Source organism: Geminocystis sp. M7585_C2015_104 (genome assembly GCA_015295805.1).
Classification (GTDB): domain Bacteria; phylum Cyanobacteriota; class Cyanobacteriia; order Cyanobacteriales; family Cyanobacteriaceae; genus DVEF01.
On sequence record DVEF01000056.1, the window covers coordinates 1 to 20,740 of the forward strand.

20 protein-coding genes are annotated in these 20,740 nt (G+C 46.5%); 7 read left to right on the forward strand and 13 right to left on the reverse strand.

Features of this window, described 5'->3' with window-relative positions; genetic code table 11:
• Positions 1 to 2: 2 nt before the first annotated feature.
• The 3 genes from thiS to IGQ44_06555 form a co-directional block, all read right to left on the reverse strand.
• Positions 3 to 206: a thiamine biosynthesis protein ThiS gene (gene thiS / locus IGQ44_06545; GenBank protein ID HIK37628.1), complete on the reverse strand. Its 204-nt coding sequence runs from the start codon at positions 204 to 206 to the stop codon at positions 3 to 5.
• Between the two features lie 18 nt (positions 207 to 224).
• Positions 225 to 1,964 carry a succinate dehydrogenase/fumarate reductase flavoprotein subunit gene (locus IGQ44_06550; GenBank protein HIK37629.1) on the reverse strand — a complete coding sequence of 580 codons (1,740 nt, stop codon included), beginning with the start codon at positions 1,962 to 1,964 and terminating at the stop codon, positions 225 to 227.
• 85 nt (positions 1,965 to 2,049) lie between these two features.
• Complete coding sequence (locus tag IGQ44_06555) at positions 2,050 to 2,256, reverse strand: hypothetical protein (protein HIK37630.1); 207 nt, start codon at positions 2,254 to 2,256, stop codon at positions 2,050 to 2,052.
• Positions 2,257 to 2,443: 187 nt separating this feature from the next.
• Here IGQ44_06555 and IGQ44_06560 point away from each other — a divergent pair, with 187 nt between their 5' ends.
• Positions 2,444 to 3,133 (forward strand): hypothetical protein, encoded by a 690-nt coding sequence (locus tag IGQ44_06560; GenBank protein HIK37631.1) that lies wholly within the window; start codon positions 2,444 to 2,446, stop codon positions 3,131 to 3,133.
• Between the two features lie 13 nt (positions 3,134 to 3,146).
• Here the strand turns inward: IGQ44_06560 and IGQ44_06565 are convergent, their stop codons facing one another.
• The 3 genes from IGQ44_06565 to dps form a co-directional block, all read right to left on the reverse strand.
• Entirely contained in the window at positions 3,147 to 3,857 is a 711-nt protein-coding gene (locus IGQ44_06565) for a response regulator transcription factor (protein ID HIK37632.1), read from the reverse strand.
• Between the two features lie 161 nt (positions 3,858 to 4,018).
• A complete protein-coding gene (pgeF, locus tag IGQ44_06570) occupies positions 4,019 to 4,792 on the reverse strand; it encodes a peptidoglycan editing factor PgeF (protein ID HIK37633.1) in 774 nt (257 codons plus the stop codon).
• Between the two features lie 84 nt (positions 4,793 to 4,876).
• Positions 4,877 to 5,374, reverse strand: a complete 498-nt coding sequence (gene dps / locus IGQ44_06575; protein ID HIK37634.1) for a DNA starvation/stationary phase protection protein Dps — start codon at positions 5,372 to 5,374, stop codon at positions 4,877 to 4,879.
• A 231-nt stretch (positions 5,375 to 5,605) separates the two neighbouring features.
• On the opposite strand from dps, the gene glgA reads away from it, so the two are divergent.
• The gene (glgA, locus tag IGQ44_06580) at positions 5,606 to 7,030 is read left to right on the forward strand and encodes a glycogen synthase GlgA (GenBank protein HIK37635.1); all 1,425 of its coding nucleotides are present in this window, start codon (positions 5,606 to 5,608) and stop codon (positions 7,028 to 7,030) included.
• A 612-nt stretch (positions 7,031 to 7,642) separates the two neighbouring features.
• On the opposite strand, the gene petG is transcribed toward glgA, so the two are convergent.
• Both petG and IGQ44_06590 read right to left on the reverse strand, forming a co-directional pair.
• The gene (petG, locus tag IGQ44_06585) at positions 7,643 to 7,759 is read right to left on the reverse strand and encodes a cytochrome b6-f complex subunit PetG (protein HIK37636.1); all 117 of its coding nucleotides are present in this window, start codon (positions 7,757 to 7,759) and stop codon (positions 7,643 to 7,645) included.
• 66 nt (positions 7,760 to 7,825) lie between these two features.
• Complete coding sequence (locus tag IGQ44_06590) at positions 7,826 to 9,478, reverse strand: MBL fold metallo-hydrolase (GenBank protein HIK37637.1); 1,653 nt, start codon at positions 9,476 to 9,478, stop codon at positions 7,826 to 7,828.
• A 340-nt stretch (positions 9,479 to 9,818) separates the two neighbouring features.
• On the opposite strand from IGQ44_06590, the gene IGQ44_06595 reads away from it, so the two are divergent.
• The 3 genes from IGQ44_06595 (at position 9,819) to IGQ44_06605 (ending at position 12,589) form a co-directional block, all read left to right on the forward strand.
• Positions 9,819 to 10,313 carry an Hsp20/alpha crystallin family protein gene (locus IGQ44_06595; GenBank protein HIK37638.1) on the forward strand — a complete coding sequence of 165 codons (495 nt, stop codon included), beginning with the start codon at positions 9,819 to 9,821 and terminating at the stop codon, positions 10,311 to 10,313.
• 257 nt (positions 10,314 to 10,570) lie between these two features.
• On the forward strand, positions 10,571 to 11,341 hold the full coding sequence (locus IGQ44_06600) for an SDR family oxidoreductase (GenBank protein ID HIK37639.1): 771 nt from the start codon (positions 10,571 to 10,573) through the stop codon (positions 11,339 to 11,341).
• A gap of 588 nt (positions 11,342 to 11,929) precedes the next feature.
• The gene (locus tag IGQ44_06605) at positions 11,930 to 12,589 is read left to right on the forward strand and encodes a M15 family metallopeptidase (protein ID HIK37640.1); all 660 of its coding nucleotides are present in this window, start codon (positions 11,930 to 11,932) and stop codon (positions 12,587 to 12,589) included.
• On the opposite strand, the gene IGQ44_06610 is transcribed toward IGQ44_06605, so the two are convergent.
• The 4 genes from IGQ44_06610 to IGQ44_06625 form a co-directional block, all read right to left on the reverse strand.
• A complete protein-coding gene (locus IGQ44_06610; protein ID HIK37641.1) occupies positions 12,484 to 13,722 on the reverse strand; it encodes a 6-phosphofructokinase in 1,239 nt (412 codons plus the stop codon). The two genes, IGQ44_06605 and IGQ44_06610, sit on opposite strands and share 106 nt — an antisense overlap.
• 327 nt (positions 13,723 to 14,049) lie before the next feature.
• Positions 14,050 to 15,588: an NAD(P)H-hydrate dehydratase gene (locus IGQ44_06615; protein HIK37642.1), complete on the reverse strand. Its 1,539-nt coding sequence runs from the start codon at positions 15,586 to 15,588 to the stop codon at positions 14,050 to 14,052.
• A gap of 42 nt (positions 15,589 to 15,630) precedes the next feature.
• Positions 15,631 to 16,974 (reverse strand): TldD/PmbA family protein, encoded by a 1,344-nt coding sequence (locus IGQ44_06620; protein HIK37643.1) that lies wholly within the window; start codon positions 16,972 to 16,974, stop codon positions 15,631 to 15,633.
• Positions 16,975 to 17,039: 65 nt separating this feature from the next.
• Complete coding sequence (locus IGQ44_06625) at positions 17,040 to 17,780, reverse strand: 2-phosphosulfolactate phosphatase family protein (protein HIK37644.1); 741 nt, start codon at positions 17,778 to 17,780, stop codon at positions 17,040 to 17,042.
• 509 nt (positions 17,781 to 18,289) lie between these two features.
• On the opposite strand from IGQ44_06625, the gene IGQ44_06630 reads away from it, so the two are divergent.
• On the forward strand, positions 18,290 to 18,469 hold the full coding sequence (locus tag IGQ44_06630) for a hypothetical protein (GenBank protein ID HIK37645.1): 180 nt from the start codon (positions 18,290 to 18,292) through the stop codon (positions 18,467 to 18,469).
• A gap of 42 nt (positions 18,470 to 18,511) precedes the next feature.
• Entirely contained in the window at positions 18,512 to 19,897 is a 1,386-nt protein-coding gene (gene argH / locus IGQ44_06635) for an argininosuccinate lyase (GenBank protein HIK37646.1), read from the forward strand.
• Between the two features lie 9 nt (positions 19,898 to 19,906).
• On the opposite strand, the gene IGQ44_06640 is transcribed toward argH, so the two are convergent.
• Positions 19,907 to 20,740 (reverse strand): CpsD/CapB family tyrosine-protein kinase (locus IGQ44_06640; GenBank protein ID HIK37647.1); only part of this gene is annotated, 834 nt, incomplete at its 5' end.

Genomic DNA, 20,740 nt, shown 5'->3' on the forward strand with positions numbered 1-20,740 from the left:
GTCTAACCCCCGCCTACAATGGTAACTACTTCCAGTTTGTCCCCCTGTTTGATGATGGTTTTTTCCCAGTCTTGACGGTGGAGGATTTCGCCATTGTATTCCACCGCCACTAGACGGGGATTATATCCCAAGGACTCCAACAGACGGGGCAGAGATAAATTCTCCTGACAGGTTTGGGATTCGCCGTTGACGGTTATGGTAATCATGGTAGTAATGGTTATATTCTAGTATTTTCGCTCCTGTGGTTCGAACATGGTGATAACTACGGGCATATATTCAATGGTGACACCCGTGGGGGAATAATAGGCAAGAGTATGTTTTAGGAAATTTTGGTCGTCTCTGTGGGGGAAGTCTTCTCTGTAGTGTGCGCCACGACTTTCGCGACGGTGATAGGCGGAATTTAAAATGACCTCTCCTATCACCATGATACTCCTCAATTCTAATGCTTCAATGAGTTCTTGATTCCAATAAGAACCCTTGTCGTCCAGATAAATTCTTTCGTATTGCGCCTTTAGGTTTTGGATTTCCTGGAGGCCCTTTTCTATCAACTCGGCAGTGCGGAAAACGCCACAGTATTCTGTCATGCAGTCTTGGACTTTTTGCCTCAGCTGATGGATTCTCATGTCTCCCTGCTGGGAGAGGAGATTTTGGATTAAATCCGTAGCCTTTTGTATATATTCTCTTTCTGACACGGGGGGCATAGGTCTATCTACTACATATTGTGCTATGGCTCTTCCCACTCGCCGGCCATATACCACACACTCCAGGAGGGAGTTACTTCCCAGACGGTTGGCGCCATGGACGGAAACACAGGCACATTCGCCGGCGGCAAAGAATCCTTCTGTCAACTGGTTTGCATTGGCTCTAACTCTGCCATCGGTGTTGACAGGAATGCCCCCCATGCAGTAATGGACGGTGGGGCGTACGGGAATGGGTTGTACTGCCGCATCTATCCCCAACAGACGATGGGCTTCTTCCCAACAAAAGGGCACCCTACTCATGATTTTTTCTCGCCCTAAGTGGGTCAAATCTAGGTGTACGTAAGGGCCACCACTGCTGCCATCGGGGTTTATGCCTCTACCGGCGCGGATTTCCATTACAATGGCACGGGAGGTAATGTCTCTGGGGGCTAATTCCATCTGCTGGGGGGCGTAACGGGCCATAAATCTTTCCCCCTCACTATTGCGCAGATAAGCACCTTCTCCTCTCACTGCCTCGGAGATTAACACCCCTGCCGGATATAAGCCTGTGGGATGGAATTGTACAAATTCCATGTCTTCGAGGGGGAGTCCTGCCATAGCCACCATGGCCATGCCATCCCCGGTGGAGGCGAAGTCATTAGAGGTGGTGTTAAATACCCTTCCATATCCCCCCGTTGCAAACATAACTGCTTTTGCTCGCACTACAGCTATCTCACCGTCGTGAATATGATACATGACCACACCCCGGATGTCGGGGGTTTTCTCTTGGTTGGCGACAATCAGTTCCAGTACATACCATTCTTGGTAAACTTTCACCCCGTAGCGGCGCAGATTGTTCACCAATTCATGAAGGATGGCATGCCCTGTCTTGTCAGCGGCGTAACAGGTGCGTTTGTGGGAGTGTCCTCCAAAGGCCCTCTGGGCGATTCTGCCATCTTCCAAACGGGAAAAAAGCACCCCTAGGTGTTCCAATTCGATGATAACCTCTGGAGCCTCTTGGGTGAGGTAGGCTACGGCATCTTGATCTGCCAGATAGTCTGAGCCTTTTACGGTGTCAAAGGCATGAGCCTGCCAACTGTCTTGGGGGTCAACATTTTTGAGGCTAGCGGCTATTCCTCCCTGGGCCGCCACCGAGTGGGATCTGATGGGGTGGGTTTTGGCTATTATAGCCACATCTAGGTTGCTGTTAATACGTTTTATTTCTAGGGCCGCCCTACAACCCGCTAGGCCCCCCCCTACTATTACCACATCATGTTCTAACATTTTTCTTCCCCCCTTGTAGGGAAAAGGTGGGACTTGCCCCACCCTTCCCTTTATGATAATTGTTTTTCAGGTTCTGTTGTTAGGATCATGTCAATACCCGAGAGGTTATTTTTTCCACCTGAGCTTGTGTTTGATATAACAGACTTTCGCGACTTTGTTTCATCTGTTCAATTCCCGGCAGTAGATTGCGTGCCTGGAGACTCATGTGCACTTGTAGGTGAGCTACATAGTCACTTACATCTTCTTTTCTGGATTTTTGCAGTTCTTTGAAGAGGGATGATGGCAAAATCATGGCTGGACGTTTTGTGTTGCCCTGTGCTCTCTCAGAATCTATCATTTTTTCTGGTTTCAGTCAAGTTCTATTTATATTTCTTAATTCTCCCCCTCCCTGTTCCTCTTTACTGGTTATGCTAACCTTAAAGTAGATTCTAGTTTCCCTGTGTTGCGGTGGTTTATTTGTGTTTTTTTAATTATTCCCTATGAGCAAATCTCTTTCTTCTCACAAGACGAATCTCCAGGACATTGATTGGTATGCCGTTGCCTGCAGAATTAGGAAACAGAATGAGCAATTAAAAGGCAAGATTGCCCAGTTAGAGTCTATTATTGCCCAACAAAAAGAGCAACTTTCTGCCCAATCCCAGACTGGAAAACAGCCGGATGATGAAATTACTGGGCAAAAAATAACTGAACTTACAGAGGAGATAGAAGCACAAAAAAAACATATCAGTCAGCTGACAGAGGAGATTGAAAAGTTACAAAAACAGGTTGCCCTCCTGGAGAGGGAATGTTCTTTTTTACAGGAAGATTGTCATGAAAAAGAGGCTCAATTGAGAATACTAGAACAGGAAAACAGGGAGTTGAAAATTAGACTCCAAAGACAACAAAGATATACCATCGAGTACAAGAATGCCTTGGAACAGATTCTCAGAAATCATAATATTTCCCTCCCCAGGAGTTTTGAGACTCTAAAAATCAATTCTTGGTCAGCAGGAACAAAAGAGGAGGAAAATTTGAGGGAAAGCTCTAGTCTATCCCCCGCCGATAAAGAGGAAAATGTAGGTCAAAACCCAACAACACCCCGGGAAAACTCCGCTCCCAATTTGGAGAAAGAGGAAAAAAGAAAGCCGCCCCGACTACCCCAGTTCGGAACCTCGAAAAAAAATCAATAAACATAAAATAGTACTAATTTTCTTCGGGATTAAGGTCTAAACAATAGCCGGCGCCATATATAGTCTTAATATAACGAGGCTTGCGGGGGTCCGGTTCTAATTTGGTGCGTAGGTGGCGGATGTGTACCCTGATCGTCTCTATGTCGTCATCCGGGTCGTAGCCCCATACTTCTTTGAGTATTTCACTGGGGGATACGGTTTGCCCATGACGTTGTAAAAGACAATGAAGTAATTCAAATTCCAGGTGAGTGAGTTTGACTGTCTTGCCAAACCAGATGGCCTCAAGTCTTTCTGGCACAAGGGTAAGGGGGCCATGACTCAGTATTTCTGTATGTATCACAGTATGTGCGCTTCTGTCGCTGCGACGCAAAAGTGCTTTTACCCTTGCCAGCATTTCCTCTACTTCAAAAGGCTTGGTGAGGTAGTCATCGGCACCGGCGTTGAATCCCTCCACCTTGTCTTGGGTTTGTCCCAGGGCTGTTAACATTAGAACTGGGATATGAGCTGTCCTTTCGTCCCTTCGCAATCTTTGACAGACTGTCAGGCCGTCCACTTTTGGTAGCATGATGTCCAATATGATCAGGTCGGGCTGGGTTTGCACTGCCAGGGCCTGCCCTTTGATTCCATCTTCTGCCCGGATGGGGGTGTAACCAGCCATTTCCAGGTTGATGCTTACCAGCTCGGTGATGGCTGGATCGTCATCTATCACTAGTATTCGAGACATTATCCGCCCACTTCTGTTTATTAACAGGTTAATTTTTGCTAAGAAGGCTTTACTTTTTTTTATTTACAATTATACGCAATATTACTGATTATGAAGACACTTATTTACCATTTGTAACTGAGCAAATGACTGTCTTGTGATAACCGTGAAAAGAATAGGAATTAAATGGACACAATGCCACTGTACTGTACTTTTTTTTCCCCAGTGCGACGATAGGAAAAAAAGTCGGACGAGTCCTGATAGGTACAATAGGGAGCTATAGCAATTTGGGACGAGTCAATGCCCTGTTGTACAATCTGCTGATAGATAACAGCACTAACATGTAGTCTTATTTTCCCCGGGGAAAAGTCAGGGTATACTAGTTGGTTTTCATAGGCAATATGGAGGATTTCAGAGGAGGAGGAGGTGTGTTTGATAACGGTTTTTAACACTTGAAGGGCGACATTTTCATCTACTTGATAAATCTTACCATGGATGGCAGGGCCAAGGGCAAAAAGGAGATTTTCTTTTTTACAACCCAGCGAGGCCATCAAGGAGATGGCTTTGGGTACAATTTCTTTAGCACTGCCTCGCCAGCCGGAATGGATTGCCATGACTTTGCCGGTGTCGGGGGAGGCAATCAATACAGGAGTACAGTCCGCACTGGCACACCACACTGACTGAAGGGGGGAATCTGTGACAATACCATCTCCCTCCAATTGTGTTTCAGATGATTCTATCTGGGTTGTGGTGAAGAGGATATTGCTGTGGATTTGCTTGAGATAGTAAACCTTGGCCCGGGGGTGAAGATATTGGACTAGCTGTCGGGGGTGGCATCCATGGAAGTGGGAGGTAAAAAAGCCATGGGGCCATTTGGCTAACAGGCTACAAGTGAGGTAGCGCCCCCTATCAGTTTGTTGCCACTGCCACAGGGAGGGATTGTTCCAAAGGTGCATTGGTTCGTTATAGTCCCACGGTGGACAGTTTATATGTTAACAGCCCTAGAGGTGGCCATGATGTTACCGACAGGGGGATTACGGTTAACCGCCGGGGGAATGTAAATGAGCTTCTAAAAACCAAAGATGTTTATCCACAGCACGGGATATTTCTGTGTACAAGTCGGCGGTGTCAGCATCCCCCAACTCGTCGGTTTTAGCGATGGCATCCCGTAGATGGGCGGCATAGATGGCATAACGTTCGGCCAAGGCCGCTACATGTTGTATCCCTTCAGTAATCTCGGAGGGGTATTCCGGGAGGAGGGAGTTTTGAGAGGCTACTCGGGCGGTGCCTAGGGCTACACCCCCCAATGCCGTCACCCTTTCCGCCACCATGTCTACAAATTCCTCCAACTGTACTGCCATCTCGTCAAACATCTTATGGAAAGAGTAGAAGTGGACGCCTCTTACATTCCAGTGGGCTTGCTTTGTTTGGGTTTTCAAATCTATGGTGGTAGCTAGGGTGACGTTTAATATGCCTATTACTTTTTCCCTTACTTCCGCACTTAAGTCGATTTTACTGTCATATAATTTTGTGCTCACTTTTTCATCACTCCTTTTCGCCACTAATTTCAATATAGCTTCATTTCTGGCAACGGTAGCGCTAATTTGCCTGCTAAAATCTCAAACATCCCTTTTTCGCAGTTTCCTAACCCCATATAACCCAATAATCCCCAACACCTATCCCCAAATGCCCGGAATAGAATAAGATTGTTGAAGGCTATGGGACATTTCTCCTAGTGTTTTGCAAGAAATTGAGGAATTCAGTCTAGTATGAAGATTTTGTTTGTGGCGGCGGAAGCGGCGCCGGTGGCGAAGGTGGGCGGAATGGGGGATGTAGTGGGCGCTTTGCCCAAGGTTTTAAAGAAAATGGGGCATGACGTTCGGATTTTTCTCCCCTACTATGGCTTTTTGCCTGAAAAATTACAAATTCCCTCCTCCCCTATTTGGCGCGGCAAAGCCATGGGGCAAGAGTTTGAGGTGTACCAGACGGTGTTGCCTGATAGCAATGTTCCTCTTTATCTGTTGGGGCATGCTACTTTTGCCCGTCGTATTATCTATGGTGACCACGATGAATATTGGCGTTTTACCTTTTTTGCCAATGGGGCAGCGGAGTTTGTTTGGAATTACTGGCAACCGGATCTAGTACACTGTCATGACTGGCATACTGCAATGATTCCAGTTTGGCTACACCGACACCCCTCGGTGGCTACGGTGTTAACCATCCACAATCTAGCATATCGTGGGCCAGGCCGTGATATTCTTCAACGGATTACATGGTGTCCCGATTATATGCAGGGGGAGAATGCCATGGCTGCCGGTTTGCACTTTGCCCATATTGTCAATACTGTTTCTCCTACCTATGCTCGCCAAATTCAAACCCCCGAGTATGGTGAGGGATTACACCATCTTCTTTCCTGGATTAGAGGCAAGTTGAGGGGTATTGTCAATGGTTTGGATACAGAAGTATACAATCCTGCTACAGATAAGTATATAGAGCAGAATTTTTCCATTAAAACCCTGGAAAGGAGGGTTGCCAACAAGCTGAAGTTGCAGGAGGAGTCGGGGTTGGAGGTAAACCGGAATAGGTTTTTATTGGGGATGGTATCTCGTCTAGTGGAACAAAAGGGGATTGATCTAGTAATTCAGACCCTAGACCGTTTTTTGACTTATACTGATGCCCAGTTTATCATATTGGGGACTGGGGAGCGTCGTTACGAATCCCAATTGTGGGAGATTTCTAACCGTCATCCTGGACGTGTCTCAGTACAACTGGTACACAATGAGGCGCTTTCCCGGCGGGTTTACAGTGGTATAGACGCCTTTGTCATGCCCTCTCGGTTTGAGCCTTGTGGCATTAGTCAACTCATTGCCATGCGCTATGGTGCAGTGCCCATAGTACGAAAGACGGGGGGTTTAGCAGACACGGTTTCTTTTTACTATCCCCACAGTGAACAGGGCACAGGTTATTTTTTTGAGCGCTATGATCCCTTAGATTTTTATACTGCCATGGTTCGTGCCTATGAGGGTTTTCGCTTTAAGAAAGACTGGCGCAAACTGCAGATTCGCTGTATGAAACAGGACTTCAGTTGGCAAAAGTCTGCCCTCCAGTACATTCGAATGTATAGGGAGGCCATTGAACAAAAAAACGCCTTTTCACAAAAACAGGATAATTCCCCCCTTGCTGTTGCGGGTTAATATTTCTTACCAACAGAGGCAGATTTTTTGTGTTTCTTGTTTTTCTTTCTGCCTCCCATGTCAATCAAAAAAAAATTATATCCCCTAGTTCAAAAAAAATGAGTTTTTAATAGATTTTAAGTATTTTGGTTAATCATTAAATTTCAGGTATTTTGCCTTAAATTTCCAACGATTTCTTCCTTAGGTTATTACGGGCAAAAGCCTGCTATTTAAGTCCTCAAATCCCCATAATAAGTTTTATTCACTGCTGTTTAGGCAACTGGGAATAACCATGGGGGTCAAGTGGGCTAATGTTCTGAAATTAGGACATTTTGGAAACTGCCCGGCAGTGGTTCAAAGCCACAATACATGGCATAAAACAAGGTTATGGTATGAAACAATTACTCTGAGGCCCTAATGTTAAGGAATGGAATACTAAACCAATACAGTGGATGTGTTAAAACTCGGGGGTATGTGGGTGGGGGTTAGCAATTAGTGATGAGAATTAGAGGGGGGATTTATAACGGCTTTAAGGTAAACTAGACTGACGGGTGTGGGGAGGAGAGAGAAACCCCCATCTAGGGGAAGGGTGTTTTAATAAAAAGATATGGGAAGCCTCACCCAAAAAGGGGGCTATTCTAGTCCTATTTGACTGCTTCGTCTATACTGACGCCAGGCGGCGAAAAACAACCCAATAAGGGTAACAGGGATTAAGCCCAATACAATGCCCAACAGTAAAGGTTCAACCATTAATGGATTCCTCTATGTTTTTTTGTCTGTTGTAGATTATATCAAAATGTGGGAAATTATGAATGACTATAGACGGGGCTCGAACAGTGGACAATAACCATCTGGTGGTACATTAAAACCTCTTAGGGGGGATTCTTCATTGTGGCAGTATTGTTCACGGTAATAACGACAATTGGCACAAGATTCTGGGTGTAATTGTCTCTTGAGAAGACTATTTTGTTGTAGTAATTCTCGCTGGGATAAGCCACGGATTACTAATTCTTCCCCCTGCCATCTCGCTTCCACTAAGCCGGTATCTGCAAAGTTTTGCCACCGGGGATCCCTACTTATCTGTTCTGGTAAGGTTATAGTAACATAGGCCCCCGTTTCGTTCAATTCCCCCTCATAATAGGTTTGGGCAGTCATTTTTGGTTGAATGAATTGAGCGCCGATGGGTAATTCCACTCTAACTCCGGCTTCTGGGGAGTGGAGTTGATAGCGGTTTTGTAGTTCTTCTAGACTGGTTAAATCTGCTAAATAATTGGGCAATCCGTGGACAAATATAATATGCTGTGGTCTCAGGTTATGTATCAGTTGAGTGGTATTTCTGCCGTCACTGTGTTCTGCTAAAATGTAATCCTCTATTATTACCTTTTCTGGGTCACTTCTTTCTCTTATTTCCCTTATTTCTCCAGCTTGTGATATTTTTGAGAGATGAGGAACTAGAACTAGCCATTTTTGCCGGATTTCTGGATTCTGGCAGTATAGTCTCAAGTGACTCAATTGGTCCGTTAACACAATGGAGGGTTTTGTAATTATTTCTTCTCTTTTTCTCCCGGCTACCCGCCGCACTCTGGGTTTTATTTTTTCATCCCAAAAAAGCGGCTGATGCTTGGCAAAATTGCGCACATTTTCGGGAAAGTGGTCTAGCAATTCCAAGTACAAATCACAGGCGAGAGGAATGTCTCCGTCTACCCAAATGTCCAAATCTTTGCCGGTAAATTCGTGGTGGGAGCGTAATAATTTTAATATCTCTTGAGCTATGCCAAAGGTGGGTACTGGGAGTATAACACTTACCTGGGAATCTATAGCCTTTTTTATTCTAGTCATCAATTGTTTTTCCTGATGACGGCGGTGGGGGTGACGGGCAGTGCCGTAACTTCCCTCTATAATAAGGACATCTGGATTTAACCCCCTCAAACTATCTACAGACAAACCCTCCACCAGTTGGAGATTAGAAAGACAAAAATCGCCGGTGTAGAAGATTTTATATACTCTTGCCCCATGATGATATTTAAACAAAAAACAACTGGCCCCGGGTAGGTGTCCTGCTGGAAATAATTCCACCGTTAAATCGGATTTTAAGGCTATGGGGGAATGCCACGGCAAGGCTTCTGCTATTTGTGGCAATTGTGGGATTCTTCCTTCTGTCAACCAATTGAGGGGTAGTAGCTTCGCTGTTACTTCGCTGGTGTAGATGGGCAGGTTTTGATAGCTACGGCGTAGTTCTAACAAGCCACGAGCATGGTCCTCATGGGCATGACTGCAAAAAACCCAGTCGGCGGGGGGTTGACTAGACATACATAGGGGGGTAATATCGGCCAAGCCACAGTCCAATAGGATGCGATAGTTTCCCACCGTCAGCAATAAACAAACCCCCTCGGTGTAATGTCCCACACCAAAGGGATAGCAAGAAAAGGTAATTTCCGAGGCAGAAAAACTTTCTTGCCGTCTACTCATAAGGACAGTTTATCAATGAGCTGTGCCATTCCCATCGTAGTACTCCGTGTCGTAGTAACCGTTTTTAGTTCCGAAGAACAGAGCAGACACTACAAAAAGTATTGTCAACGTCATCATTAGTATTTTAACACTCATGACTGGGACTCCTTCGTTTCCATGGTCTAATTTGTATATTAAAACATAATGACAAAACTGACAAAAAAATTAACAAAGATACGGAAATCCTTACTGCCTTTTTTCGGTTTTCTCCCCTTAGAAATTGGCGGAAATGTGGCACGCTAAAAGTAGAACCGGAAGAGGCAATCTTAGGATAAATTATCAGAGGGAGGTGTTGGCGGGTATGACACTGGTAAGGTTTGATCCCTTCCAAGAAATTACTGCATTGCATCGTCAAGTCAATCGCCTCCTGGAAGAAATTTATCCTTGGAATGGGCATGAGGATTATTTCTTGAATCCTCCGGCGGAATTGAGGGATAATGGTGAGCAATTTATTCTAAAATTCTGGCTCCCCGGTGTGGACAGAAAAGACTTAGATATTAGTGTCACCCGTGATGGTGTTACTGTAAGTGGTGAGTACCGTCAAGAGGAAGATAGGAATGGCGATTACTACATCGCTGAATTCAATTATGGCTCTTTTGAGCGTCATATTGACTTGCCTGCGGAGATTGAAAACGACAAAGTAACTGCTGAGTATAAGGATGGGGTGTTAACACTTACTCTCCCCAAAGTTGAGGAAGCCAGACACAAAATCGTCAAAATTAATCTGGCTTCGGAAGATAAAACTGTGGAAGCAAAGGCTGAGACCGTAAACAATCATGCTGACAAACAAGGCTGATTTTCTCCCCTCCTTTTTCCACTACTTTTCCGCCTATTGGGCGGTTTTTTTATTTTAAATTACTATTGTTATAAATGGAGGCTTTAGCCAATTTTAGTTAATTTTAAATTTTATTTATGATAGGAGATTTGTTGTGGTTAATTTGCCCCAATGATAACAGGATTGCTTTCTGAAGAAAATTGGAGTTTATGAGAGGGAACAGGTGGGGTGGAAGATGCTAAGATAGTGGTATAAAAAGAAAGAATAAATGGGAAAAAATGAGGAAGAAAATAGTGTTGGTGACAGGGGCCACAGGAAGGACGGGCTCCCTTGTGGTAAAGAAACTAAGAACGGGAGAATACGGGTGGGAAGTGAGAGGATTTGCCCGCTCTCGTAGTAAAGTGGAAGAGATATTTGGGGACAGTACTGGCTTTTTTTACGGAGATATTTTGAATCCACAAGAGATAGCAAAGGCGCTAGAGGGGTGTCAGGCATTGGTGATTTTAACCAGTGCGATTCCCAAAATGGTGAAGCCAGCAATAGGTGGTAATCCGCCGCAGTTTGAATTTGAAGAAAAGGGTAGGCCGGAGATTGTGGATTGGTTGGGGCAAAAAAATCAAATCGACGAGGCTGTCCGCGCAGGGGTGGAACATGTTATCTTAGTGAGTTCCATGGGTGGTACTGTTCCCGATCATCCTCTTAATCGCATTGGCAACGGCAATATCCTCGTTTGGAAAAAAAAGGCAGAAAAGTATCTAGTGGCCTCCGGTTTGAACTATACTATAATCAGGCCGGGAGGATTATTGGATGCACCAGAGGGAAAAAGGGAGTTGCTTACGGGGAAAAATGACGAGTTTTTGAAGTCGCCACCTCCTGGTGTTTCACCCTCCATTCCCAGGGGTGACTTGGCCAATGTGATTGTTCAGGCGCTCAATAATCCCTATGCCAGAAACAAGGCCTTTGATTTGATTTCCAAACCTGAGGGTTTTCCAGGAGCCGTTGTTACTACTGACTGGTATGCCTTTTTTGCCGCCACCGACTCTGAGTAGGAGTAGATTAGGCATTAGGCATTAGGTCTTTAGGGGGTTATGGCACTATTCCCCCTCTCTTTGATGCCCCTGAACATTTGATAATTATTTTCAATAATAAGAGCCGCAGCCCAAGCCTCTCGGGGGTCTCTTCACCCACCGCCCATGGGAAGGGGGGAGAAATGTTGGGGAAGTGGGAGCTGTAAGGGCTTATAATTGTGCGGTGTTGGTGTGGTGTGACCTGTAAAAAAGGTGGAGTTTGTCTCCCGGGACAAAAAGTTGCTGTATCATGTGAGGAGTGTCATGTCCAAAAGGGGAAATAATGGGGCCAAGGGTAAGGGGACAGTTGGGGTAGGGGTTTTTACCAGCTTTCAGATTCTGAATTTTTTGGTGTCCCTTGCGGTGGTGTCGGCGGTAGCTCTGTGGTATTACAACCCTCGGCGGGGGGAATCACAGAAAGAAGGGATAGATGTAACAACAGGGGAGGAGGAAAAGGGAAAGAGGGAGGTTTATCAGTTAACCCCCCATACCCCCTCTGACCCTGGCAATGCCGTCGGGAAAACAGAATCGAGGGAAAATGCAAATATAGAATTGGGGGGTGTGGCTAAGATGGCCGAGATAGTGTGTAACAATAGCCGTCTTGGCCATTTTTATTTTCCAGAGGCTTCAAAGAAGAAGTTGGTGGAGGTGGGGGGGTATTACAACAGGAGGGAGTATTTACACAGAGAGGCGGCTGGGGCTTTTAAGAGAATGAGGGAGGATGCCGGAAAAGAGGGGGTGGAGTTGGTGTTGATTTCGGGGTTTAGAGGCGTGGAGGTACAAGGGGAGTTGTTTAATAGACAAATACAAAGGAAGGGGGGCATGGCGGCGGCTGCAAGATGGAGTGCCCCCCCGGGGTACAGTGAACACCATACGGGTTATGCTTTGGATATTGGGGATGGGAAAAGGCCAGAATGGAATTTGAAATTGGATTTTGCTAAAAGTGAGGCCCACAGGTGGTTGACAGAGAAGGCCCGTGGTTATGGATTTGAGCAGTCTTTCCCGGCCAACAACCCTCAGGGGGTGGGTTTTGAGCCCTGGCATTGGCGGTTTGTGGGGAGTGAGGATGCGAGGCGGGTTTTTGCTATCCCCCGCTATTTCACACAGGTGGTTGAATTGTACTCTCACTCGGGGTTACTGCCAACCAACTCGGGTGCGGGGATTCTTTTTTCACTTTGTGAGGATTCGATGGGGAAGGTTTTGGGGGGAGTGCGATTTTCCCCTAGGTAGATGCCTAGGGATAATGCGGTTTTCACCATGAAACCCTCTGGATCTACAGGGGAGGGACAGATGTTCTCCTGATGACACCATTTTATCATAGGCATTATTTGTTCTAGGGATTTACTGTCCACAGTGCCATTTTGCCAAATTACCAGTCGGTTGTAACATTCTTCTCCAATCAAGTCCACTGCTTTGATGGCGAACATGGTAGCTATAATACGGTCAAAGTATGTGGGTACTCCGCATCTTTGGAGGTGTCCAAGGATTGTAGCACGAGTATCTACCTGAGCAAGACAACGGTAGTCTTCCCTATCAGTGCAGGACAGTTGGTGACAACGCTCCTTTAGGAGGGCGGCAAGGGTTTCAGCAATATGGGGATCTTTTTTGCCATCCAAACCTCTTACTCCTTCTGCTACCACGATGAGGGCGAATTTTCTCCCGTCTTGTCTCAGTTGGGCAATGTAGTTACACAATCCCTGGAGGGTTTCCTCTGTGAGTTTAGGGGTTAATTCTGGTATGAGGATACAGTCAGCGCCACCGGCTATCCCCGAGTGGAGGGATAGATGTCCTGCATCTCTCCCCATCACCTGTACTACCATTATTCTCTCATGACTGGCGGCAGTGAAAGTAAGGTCGTACAGTGCTTGGGTTACGGTGTTACAAGCGGTGTCGAATCCCACTGATCTCTCTGTAAAGGCCACATCGTTGTCGATGGTTTTGGGTATTACCACCAGATTCCAGCCCCCTCTTTTGGCCAAGTCGTAGATAATATCCAGGCTGCCGTCACCCCCTATGGCAATGAGGGCGTCTAATTTCAGTCTTTTGTACCCCTCCAGGATATCCTTGATTATCTTTTCATCCCTGGGATTGCCCTTGCTGAGTGAGCCTAACACACTGCCACTCATGAATTGAAGTATGTCTAATCCCTGCAACACCCCCGGTAGGTCATAGCCGTGGGGTTGTATTTTCAATTGCTCTTCTGTTATTTCTCCCCGCACATAGTCTATAAATCCATCTGTGCCTCTAGGAATGCCGTATACTTCCCAGCCCCTTAGGTTTGCATATTTTACCACTGCCCTAATTACTGCATTTAGTCCCGGGCAGTCTCCCCCACTCGTCAATATGCCTATTCTCTTTTTCATTTTTTCTCTCTCTCCCTACTCACAATGGTTCTTCCTTGCCTTCATTTTATAAACACTTTCTTGGGCATTGCCTCTCTCTTTCTTTTTTTTTTCTCTTTCTTCTCTCTTGTTCTGATTTATTGCTTCTTATTCTTATTTGTAAACCCGCTTCCCCCTTTCTTCTCCTCAACTCCCCCCCCTTCCCCATTACCCTGCCATTTGCTATTATTTTTTACCTATAAAAAACGCAGCCCCAGTTTCTTGGTAGTCTCCTCACCTACCGTTCCCCTTCTCTCTCTATCCTACCCCCTCCCGACCCCCTCCCCGTCCACCAATGGGGGTGGTAGTTTACAGTTTTTTGATAGTTCTTAATATATATTTACAAAGGGAAGGTGGGTCAACCCCCATGTCGGTGTGGAGAGAAGAGGCGATAAGGGCGGCTTGTTGATGTAACCAGGTGGCGGAGGCAACGAGAAGGGGGATGTGGGTGGAGGGGGGGTGTTTCTGTGCAAGCAGGCCACCAAGGAGGCCACTTAGGACGTCACCACTGCCACCCCGGGCTAAAGCGGGGGAGGTATCTTTAACCAGCCATTGTTGTAAACCTTGGGCGGAAATGAGGGGTTTGGCGCCTTTGAGGAGGATAATGGTATTGGTATCACTGGCGGCTTGTTGGAGGCTTTCTAGACGGTGGTGGAGGGGGAGATGTGGGAAGAGTCTCTTAAATTCGCCGTCATGGGGAGTAAGGATGGTGGGGGCTTGCCTTTGGCGGATGGTTTGCCAGTAATGGGGGTTTTGGGCCATGAGATTTAAACCGTCGGCGTCTATTAACAGGGGCGTTTGGGCATTGAGAAGGGGGGGGAGTATGGTGTCGGCGGGAATGGAGGTGGAGACGCCCATGCCAAAGGCGATGGCATCGTAGCGGTTGAATTGCACTGATGGGAGGGATTTGAGGGTGCCCTCTTCTGTTTCCTGACAGCCGATGACTAAGGCCCAGGGAAAGTGTTGTAGAATTAGGGGTTTGACAGAGGCGGGGGTGACAAAGGTAACCATTCCTACGCCACTGGCTTTGACGCCATAACCTGCTAGAACTGCAGCACCAGCGTATTGCCAAGACCCACAAACCAGCAGTAAATGGCCTTGTTTATATTTGTGGGTGTTGATATTACGGGGGAGGGGTAGGGAGGCTTTGACAAGGGAGGGGGTGACTATATGGGGGGTGGTGGCATCCAATTTTTCCACCAGATGGCTGGGGATACCTATGTCTATTAGATGCAATTGGCCGGTGTATTCGATGGCGGGGGGAAGGAATAAGCCGATTTTCCACAAACCTAGACAGAGGGTGTGGGAGGCTTTGACTGCCACACCCAAGACTTCGCCGGTGTCGGTATGGATGCCGGAGGGTAAGTCGATGCTAACTACTGGTAGACTTTGCTGGTTGAGGGTGTCTATGGCTTGTTTTAGGTCTCCTTCTATAGTCCGGGTTAAACCGAAGCCGAATAGGGCGTCTACTAGAAAATGGGAGGGGAATAGTTCGTCCATACGGTTGACGAACTGCAATCCCAGGGATTTGGCATACTGGAGGTGATGGGCGGTTAAGTCTTTGGATTTATCTGCTAAGGGGGCATAAATGGAGACGTGGTAGCCGGCTAGAAATAATTCCCTGGCAATGACTAAACCATCTCCACCATTGTGCCCACAACCGATAAGAAATCCGACTTTGGGATGGGTGGAGACCGGGTAGATGTCTTGAATTTTCCGGGCGCTGGTGGTGGCGGCTTTTTCCATGAGACTGGCAACGGGCATGCCTTGGGCAAAGATTTCTTCTTCTATTTGCCTCATCTGTTGTGCTGTTACCGCCACAGTGGAGATTTCTTCTAGTCTGCCCATGGGATTGTTATCTTTTGTTGACGGGAAAAAGTTAAATAAAGGCTATTGTCCAGTAATAGAGAGGGATTCCACCCAGACGCGGGGGGAGACGCCGGCGGGGGTAATGAAGGGGGTGTCTTCAACAAAGATAATGGATTGGAGGAGTTGGAGGAAATCGCCGGCAACGGTGGCAGAGTCACAACTGATTTTTTCGCCTCCTTTAATAAGCCAACCGTCGAAGGGGAGAGAAAATGAGCCTTGCAGGGGGTTAACACCGGCATGTAGTGCCTGAAGTTCGTCTATAAGGATTACATTGTCGGCGGTGTCTAGACTGTATTGAGAGGGGGGGGTTTCTCCTGGGATGACGTGGTAGTAATTGGGGCTTATGGTGACTTTAGCGCCTATGTTAGCATGTCCGGTGGGGGTGGCATTCATGCGTTTGGCGGTGACGCTGCTGTGGAGAAAGTTGACTAAGACCCCTTTTTCTATTATGGGGAGGTTGCGGGTGGGGGTGCCTTCGCCGTCAAAGGTTTCGCCGCTGACATTGCCGTCATGGAGGGGATTGTCATAAATGGAGATGAGTGGGGATGCTATTTGCCTGCCCAAGGAGTCGGGGGTGGAAAGACTCTGTTTGTCGAGGATATTTTGAGCGTTGTAGAGGTTACTAAAGGCGCCCAGTAAACTCAAAAAGGCTTCGGGGGAGAAGACTACGGTGTATTTGCCAGATCTAACTGGCTGATAGTTGAGGTGACTGATGGTTTTGTCCAAGGCTTCTTGGAAACAGCCTCTGATGTCGAGATTAGCCAGGCTGGTAGCCACCTTGTAGGAACCGCCACTACGGGGTTTGCGGTGGTTTTCTTCCTTAGTTGTGGCATAGAGGTATATGGAGGCGAGGGTGCGAGTTTCTTCCCTCAAGGCGCCATCACTGTTGAGATAGAAACGCTCTATTTTTTGTTCTCCCAGGCCATTATAGGGCACAGCAGCGATGGCGGGGTGGGCGTTTAACAATTCTGTTTCTAGAGAGATGAGGGTAGAGATGAGGGTAAAGGGGGGTGTAGGTTGTCCCAATTCCCTATGAATGGGGGGTAGGGGGGATTTAGCGAGAGGGCTAAAATCTGGTACATGCTCTGTAACACCGTAGTAACTAGCTTGGAGTGCGTTTTGGAGTGCCAATTCTATGCCTGTAGGATGGACGTCGGTGGTGGTAGTGACGCCGATTTGTCCTTTTTCATTCCAGACTCTGACTATGATGTTAGACTTCTGAGAGGCTTTTACTTGTTTAGGTTGTCCTTGGAATACCTGGACACTGGTTTGGTCTACACTAGAGCCATAGATGTCGAATTTGTGCACACCCAGTTTTTGTGCCTTATCTTGGGCCGCGTTGGCAATGTTTTCTACTTCAAGCATAGGTAGATTATGTGTTTTCTCCCTTTTCTTTCTTTCAATGGTAACTAATGGTAACTAAGGGACGGCTAATCCTGATAGACGACGATGCCTGTCTCGGTTTGAATGGGAAGGATGCGAGTTATATTTTTCTGGGCACAGTATTTCAAGTCTTCTTCTAGACCTAAATTTAACAGTCTTTGCCCGTGACTGGAGAGTTTGAATAAATCTAGAAGTCTATGCTGCCATTGTTGGTAGAGAGAGATGGCGGCTATAACCTCGTCGTTGCCGATTTTTACTTTTGCGTCTTTTAGGTTATCGAGGCTGAGGAAACCAGAGGCAATGGCGCCGGCACAAACAGTGTCTTCTAATGAGTAGCCTCCCTCCCAGCCGGAAGCCAACAACCATACTTTTTCTGGCTGATGTTTTTGTAAATAGTCTACCACTGCCTGAAAGTTGATGATTGCCCCTACTAAAACCACACTAGCACCTTTTGCCCTTTGTAGTGTTCTTGTGCCATTAGTTGTGCTCATAAAAAGATGTTTCCCTGCGACTACTTCAGGAGTACAATCGAGGGGGGAATTACCCAAGTCACAGGAGTCTACTTTTTTGCCTCCTCTTTCTCCCAGGCGTAGTCTGACGGCTGGTGGTAGCAATTCGCTTTCCTGGTTTAGTGAATCCATATCGCCATAGGCTTTTACCGACTTGGCGCCGTTGTGTAGGGCGGTGATAATGGTACTTGTAGCCCTCAGTACATCTATGGCCACCACACAGTCGGGGTAACAATTATCTGGTGTTGATTCGGGGGTGTAATAGACAAAGATTTCCACTTTTATCCGAAAAATACTACTATGAACAATAAGAATTCTACCCCAATTTTCTCCCATTACAGGCTGACAATTTTTTTTTCTTGCCTACTCGGAGCTTTTTCCCATTGCTGTTTTTGATAACATAAATAAAAACCACTAATGTTCATAGATTCTCATTGAGATTTTAGCCGCTATCCGGTAATGGGGGGTGTTCTCATAGGTTTTTGTGTAGATAAGCCAATGCCACAGGGTGCTCAAAATTTTTAGGCTCTCCTGTTTTTTGTTGTCATCATTTATATTTTTGTGGAGAAATTTACAATCAAATATTATATTATATATGGGGCGTAATAGCTGTTTTACTAAAGGTTTAGTTTTTTTTTTTTTCAATGATTGGTAAATAAACTGACTTTACTGTAGATAGGGGTTGAGAGAGGAGGGGTATGGGGAGGGAAATAATATTAGGCAGCTGGCAACAGAGAGGAAAAAATGGGGTATAATCGGTGTATCTACCGTTTAAAAAAAAACAGATTATGCAGGAAATAATTAACAGTTTACTGGCCGGGGGATTTTATATAGCACAGATAAAGGATCCAGATGTGATTGGACAGATAGTGTCTGCCTGGCAGAATTTTGTTCAGTCTGGACAAATCTGGGCCTTACTAATTGGGATGTTTTTGGGTTATACTTTTGCTTCTTTTACTCGTTTTTAGGATAAAATGTAGGGGTCGGCCTTGACAGAATAGGGGATAAAAGTGGACAAAAAAGGGACTTGGAGTGCTCGTTTTGACTCGCCGCTGAATCCTTTCATAGCGGAGTTTAATGCCAGTATTGGCTTCGATATAGAGTTGTTGGAATACGACATCATGGGGTCAATTGCCCATGCGAAAATGCTGGGGAAAACGGGGATTATAAGTGAAGAAGAGTCGAAGATAATAATAAAGGGGTTGGAGCAGATAAAACAAGAGTATGACAGGGGGGAATTCAAGCCCGGTGTAGAAGAGGAGGATGTACATTTGGCGGTGGAAAGAAGGCTAACAGAAATTGTGGGGGAGGTGGGGAAAAAGTTACATACGGCGCGCTCGAGGAATGACCAAGTAGGCACGGATATTCGTTTGTATTTGAGGACGGAGATTGAAAAAATTAGGGACTTGTTGAGACAGTGGCAGAGGGCGTTGTTAAATCATGCGGAAAGACATGTGGAAACGATAATACCCGGTTATACCCACCTACAAAGGGCACAACCTATCAGTTTGGCACACCACCTTATGGCGTATGTTCACATGGCGCAAAGGGATTGGGAGAGACTGGGGCAGATATATGAGCGTACCAATGTTTCGCCGTTGGGGTGTGGGGCATTGGCGGGGACTAGTTTTCCCATAGACAGAAATTTTACGGCCAAGGAATTGAATTTTGCATCTGTTTACGAGAATAGCCTAGATGGGGTAAGTGATCGGGATTTTGCTATTGAATGGTTGTGTGCGGCTAGCCTGATTATGATGCATTTGAGTCGCATTAGTGAGGAGTTGATTTTATGGGCCTCTCATGAGTTTGGGTTTATTAGTCTAAAGGACAGTTGTGCCACAGGGTCAAGTATAATGCCCCAGAAGAAAAACCCGGATGTGCCGGAGTTGGTGCGTGGCAAGACGGGGAGGGTATTTGGGCATCTCATGGGGTTGTTGACGGTGATGAAGGGGTTACCCCTAGCTTACAACAAGGATCTCCAGGAGGACAAGGAGGCCATTTTTGACAGTGTTAAGACGGTTAAGGCCTGTTTGAGAGCCATGACGATCCTGTTCAATGAGGGTTTGGAGTTTTGCACTGATAGACTGGAAAGGGCTGTGAATGAAGATTTTTCTAATGCTACAGACGTAGCTGACTACCTGGCGGCCAAGGGGGTGCCCTTCCGGGAGGCATACAATATAGTGGGGAGGGTGGTTAAAACCTGTATAGGGGAGGGAAGACTGCTGAGGGACTTGACAATGGCGGAGTGGAAACAGTTTCATCCTGCCTTTGAGGAGGACATTTATGATGCCCTTTGTCCTAGACGGGTGGTGGACCGTCGCAACAGTTATGGAGGCACGGGGTTTGAACAGGTGCGTCAGGCCATTGCCAGATTTAAAACTTATCTTGGCAGCTAGAGGGAGGGGTTACTGTTGCACTTGGGCTGATGAACCATAGCCGTATCCATAACCGTACCCATAACCATAGGCGTGGCCGTAAGAGTGGTTGAAATCCCTTTTAAGCCCGTTAACTACTAGTCCCAACACTGTAATACGGGACACCTGTAGGTCATTAAGCACTTGTTGCACTGCTGGCCGCCGGGCCAACCCCATACCCAGGACTAACACTAGGCCGTCGGTTTGGGGGGCAATAGTCTTGGCATCGGGGAAAACTGTTAACGGCGGGCTGTCATAAATGACGAAATCGAATTGCTGGTAAAATTGTTCCATGAAGGAGTGCCATTTATTGGAGGCCAACAGTGGGATGGGGTTGGGGGGCATTGTACCGGCGGTGATTACAAACAGGTTCTCCTGTTGGGGGCATGATTTAATAACCTCCTCCAGGGTTATGTTGTCAGTGACGAGTTGACTTAGGCCAGTTTGGTTGTCTAGGCCAAAATAAGAGTGGACTGAAGGTACACGCATGTCGGTGTCTACCAGTAGGACTTTTTTGCCCATCATTGCCGCAGCTTTTGCTAGGCCTACTGCTGTGGAGGTCTTGCCTTCTTGGGGAAATGTGGCACTGATGACAATGCTATTAATGGGCTTATCGGCACTTAACAGACTGATATTAGTGTATAGATGGCAGTAGCTATCTAATGTGAGATTAAAGGCCTCTGAGAGAGTTTGCGGCGAAATTAGACCTTTTTTCCGGGCTTTTTTGTGGTTTCCGGGAAAGAGGACAGCCAGATTTTTGTTGTAAGGACAAGTCCCCAACAGAGGCAATCTGATAGTATTTTTGATTTCTTCAAGACTTCTGAA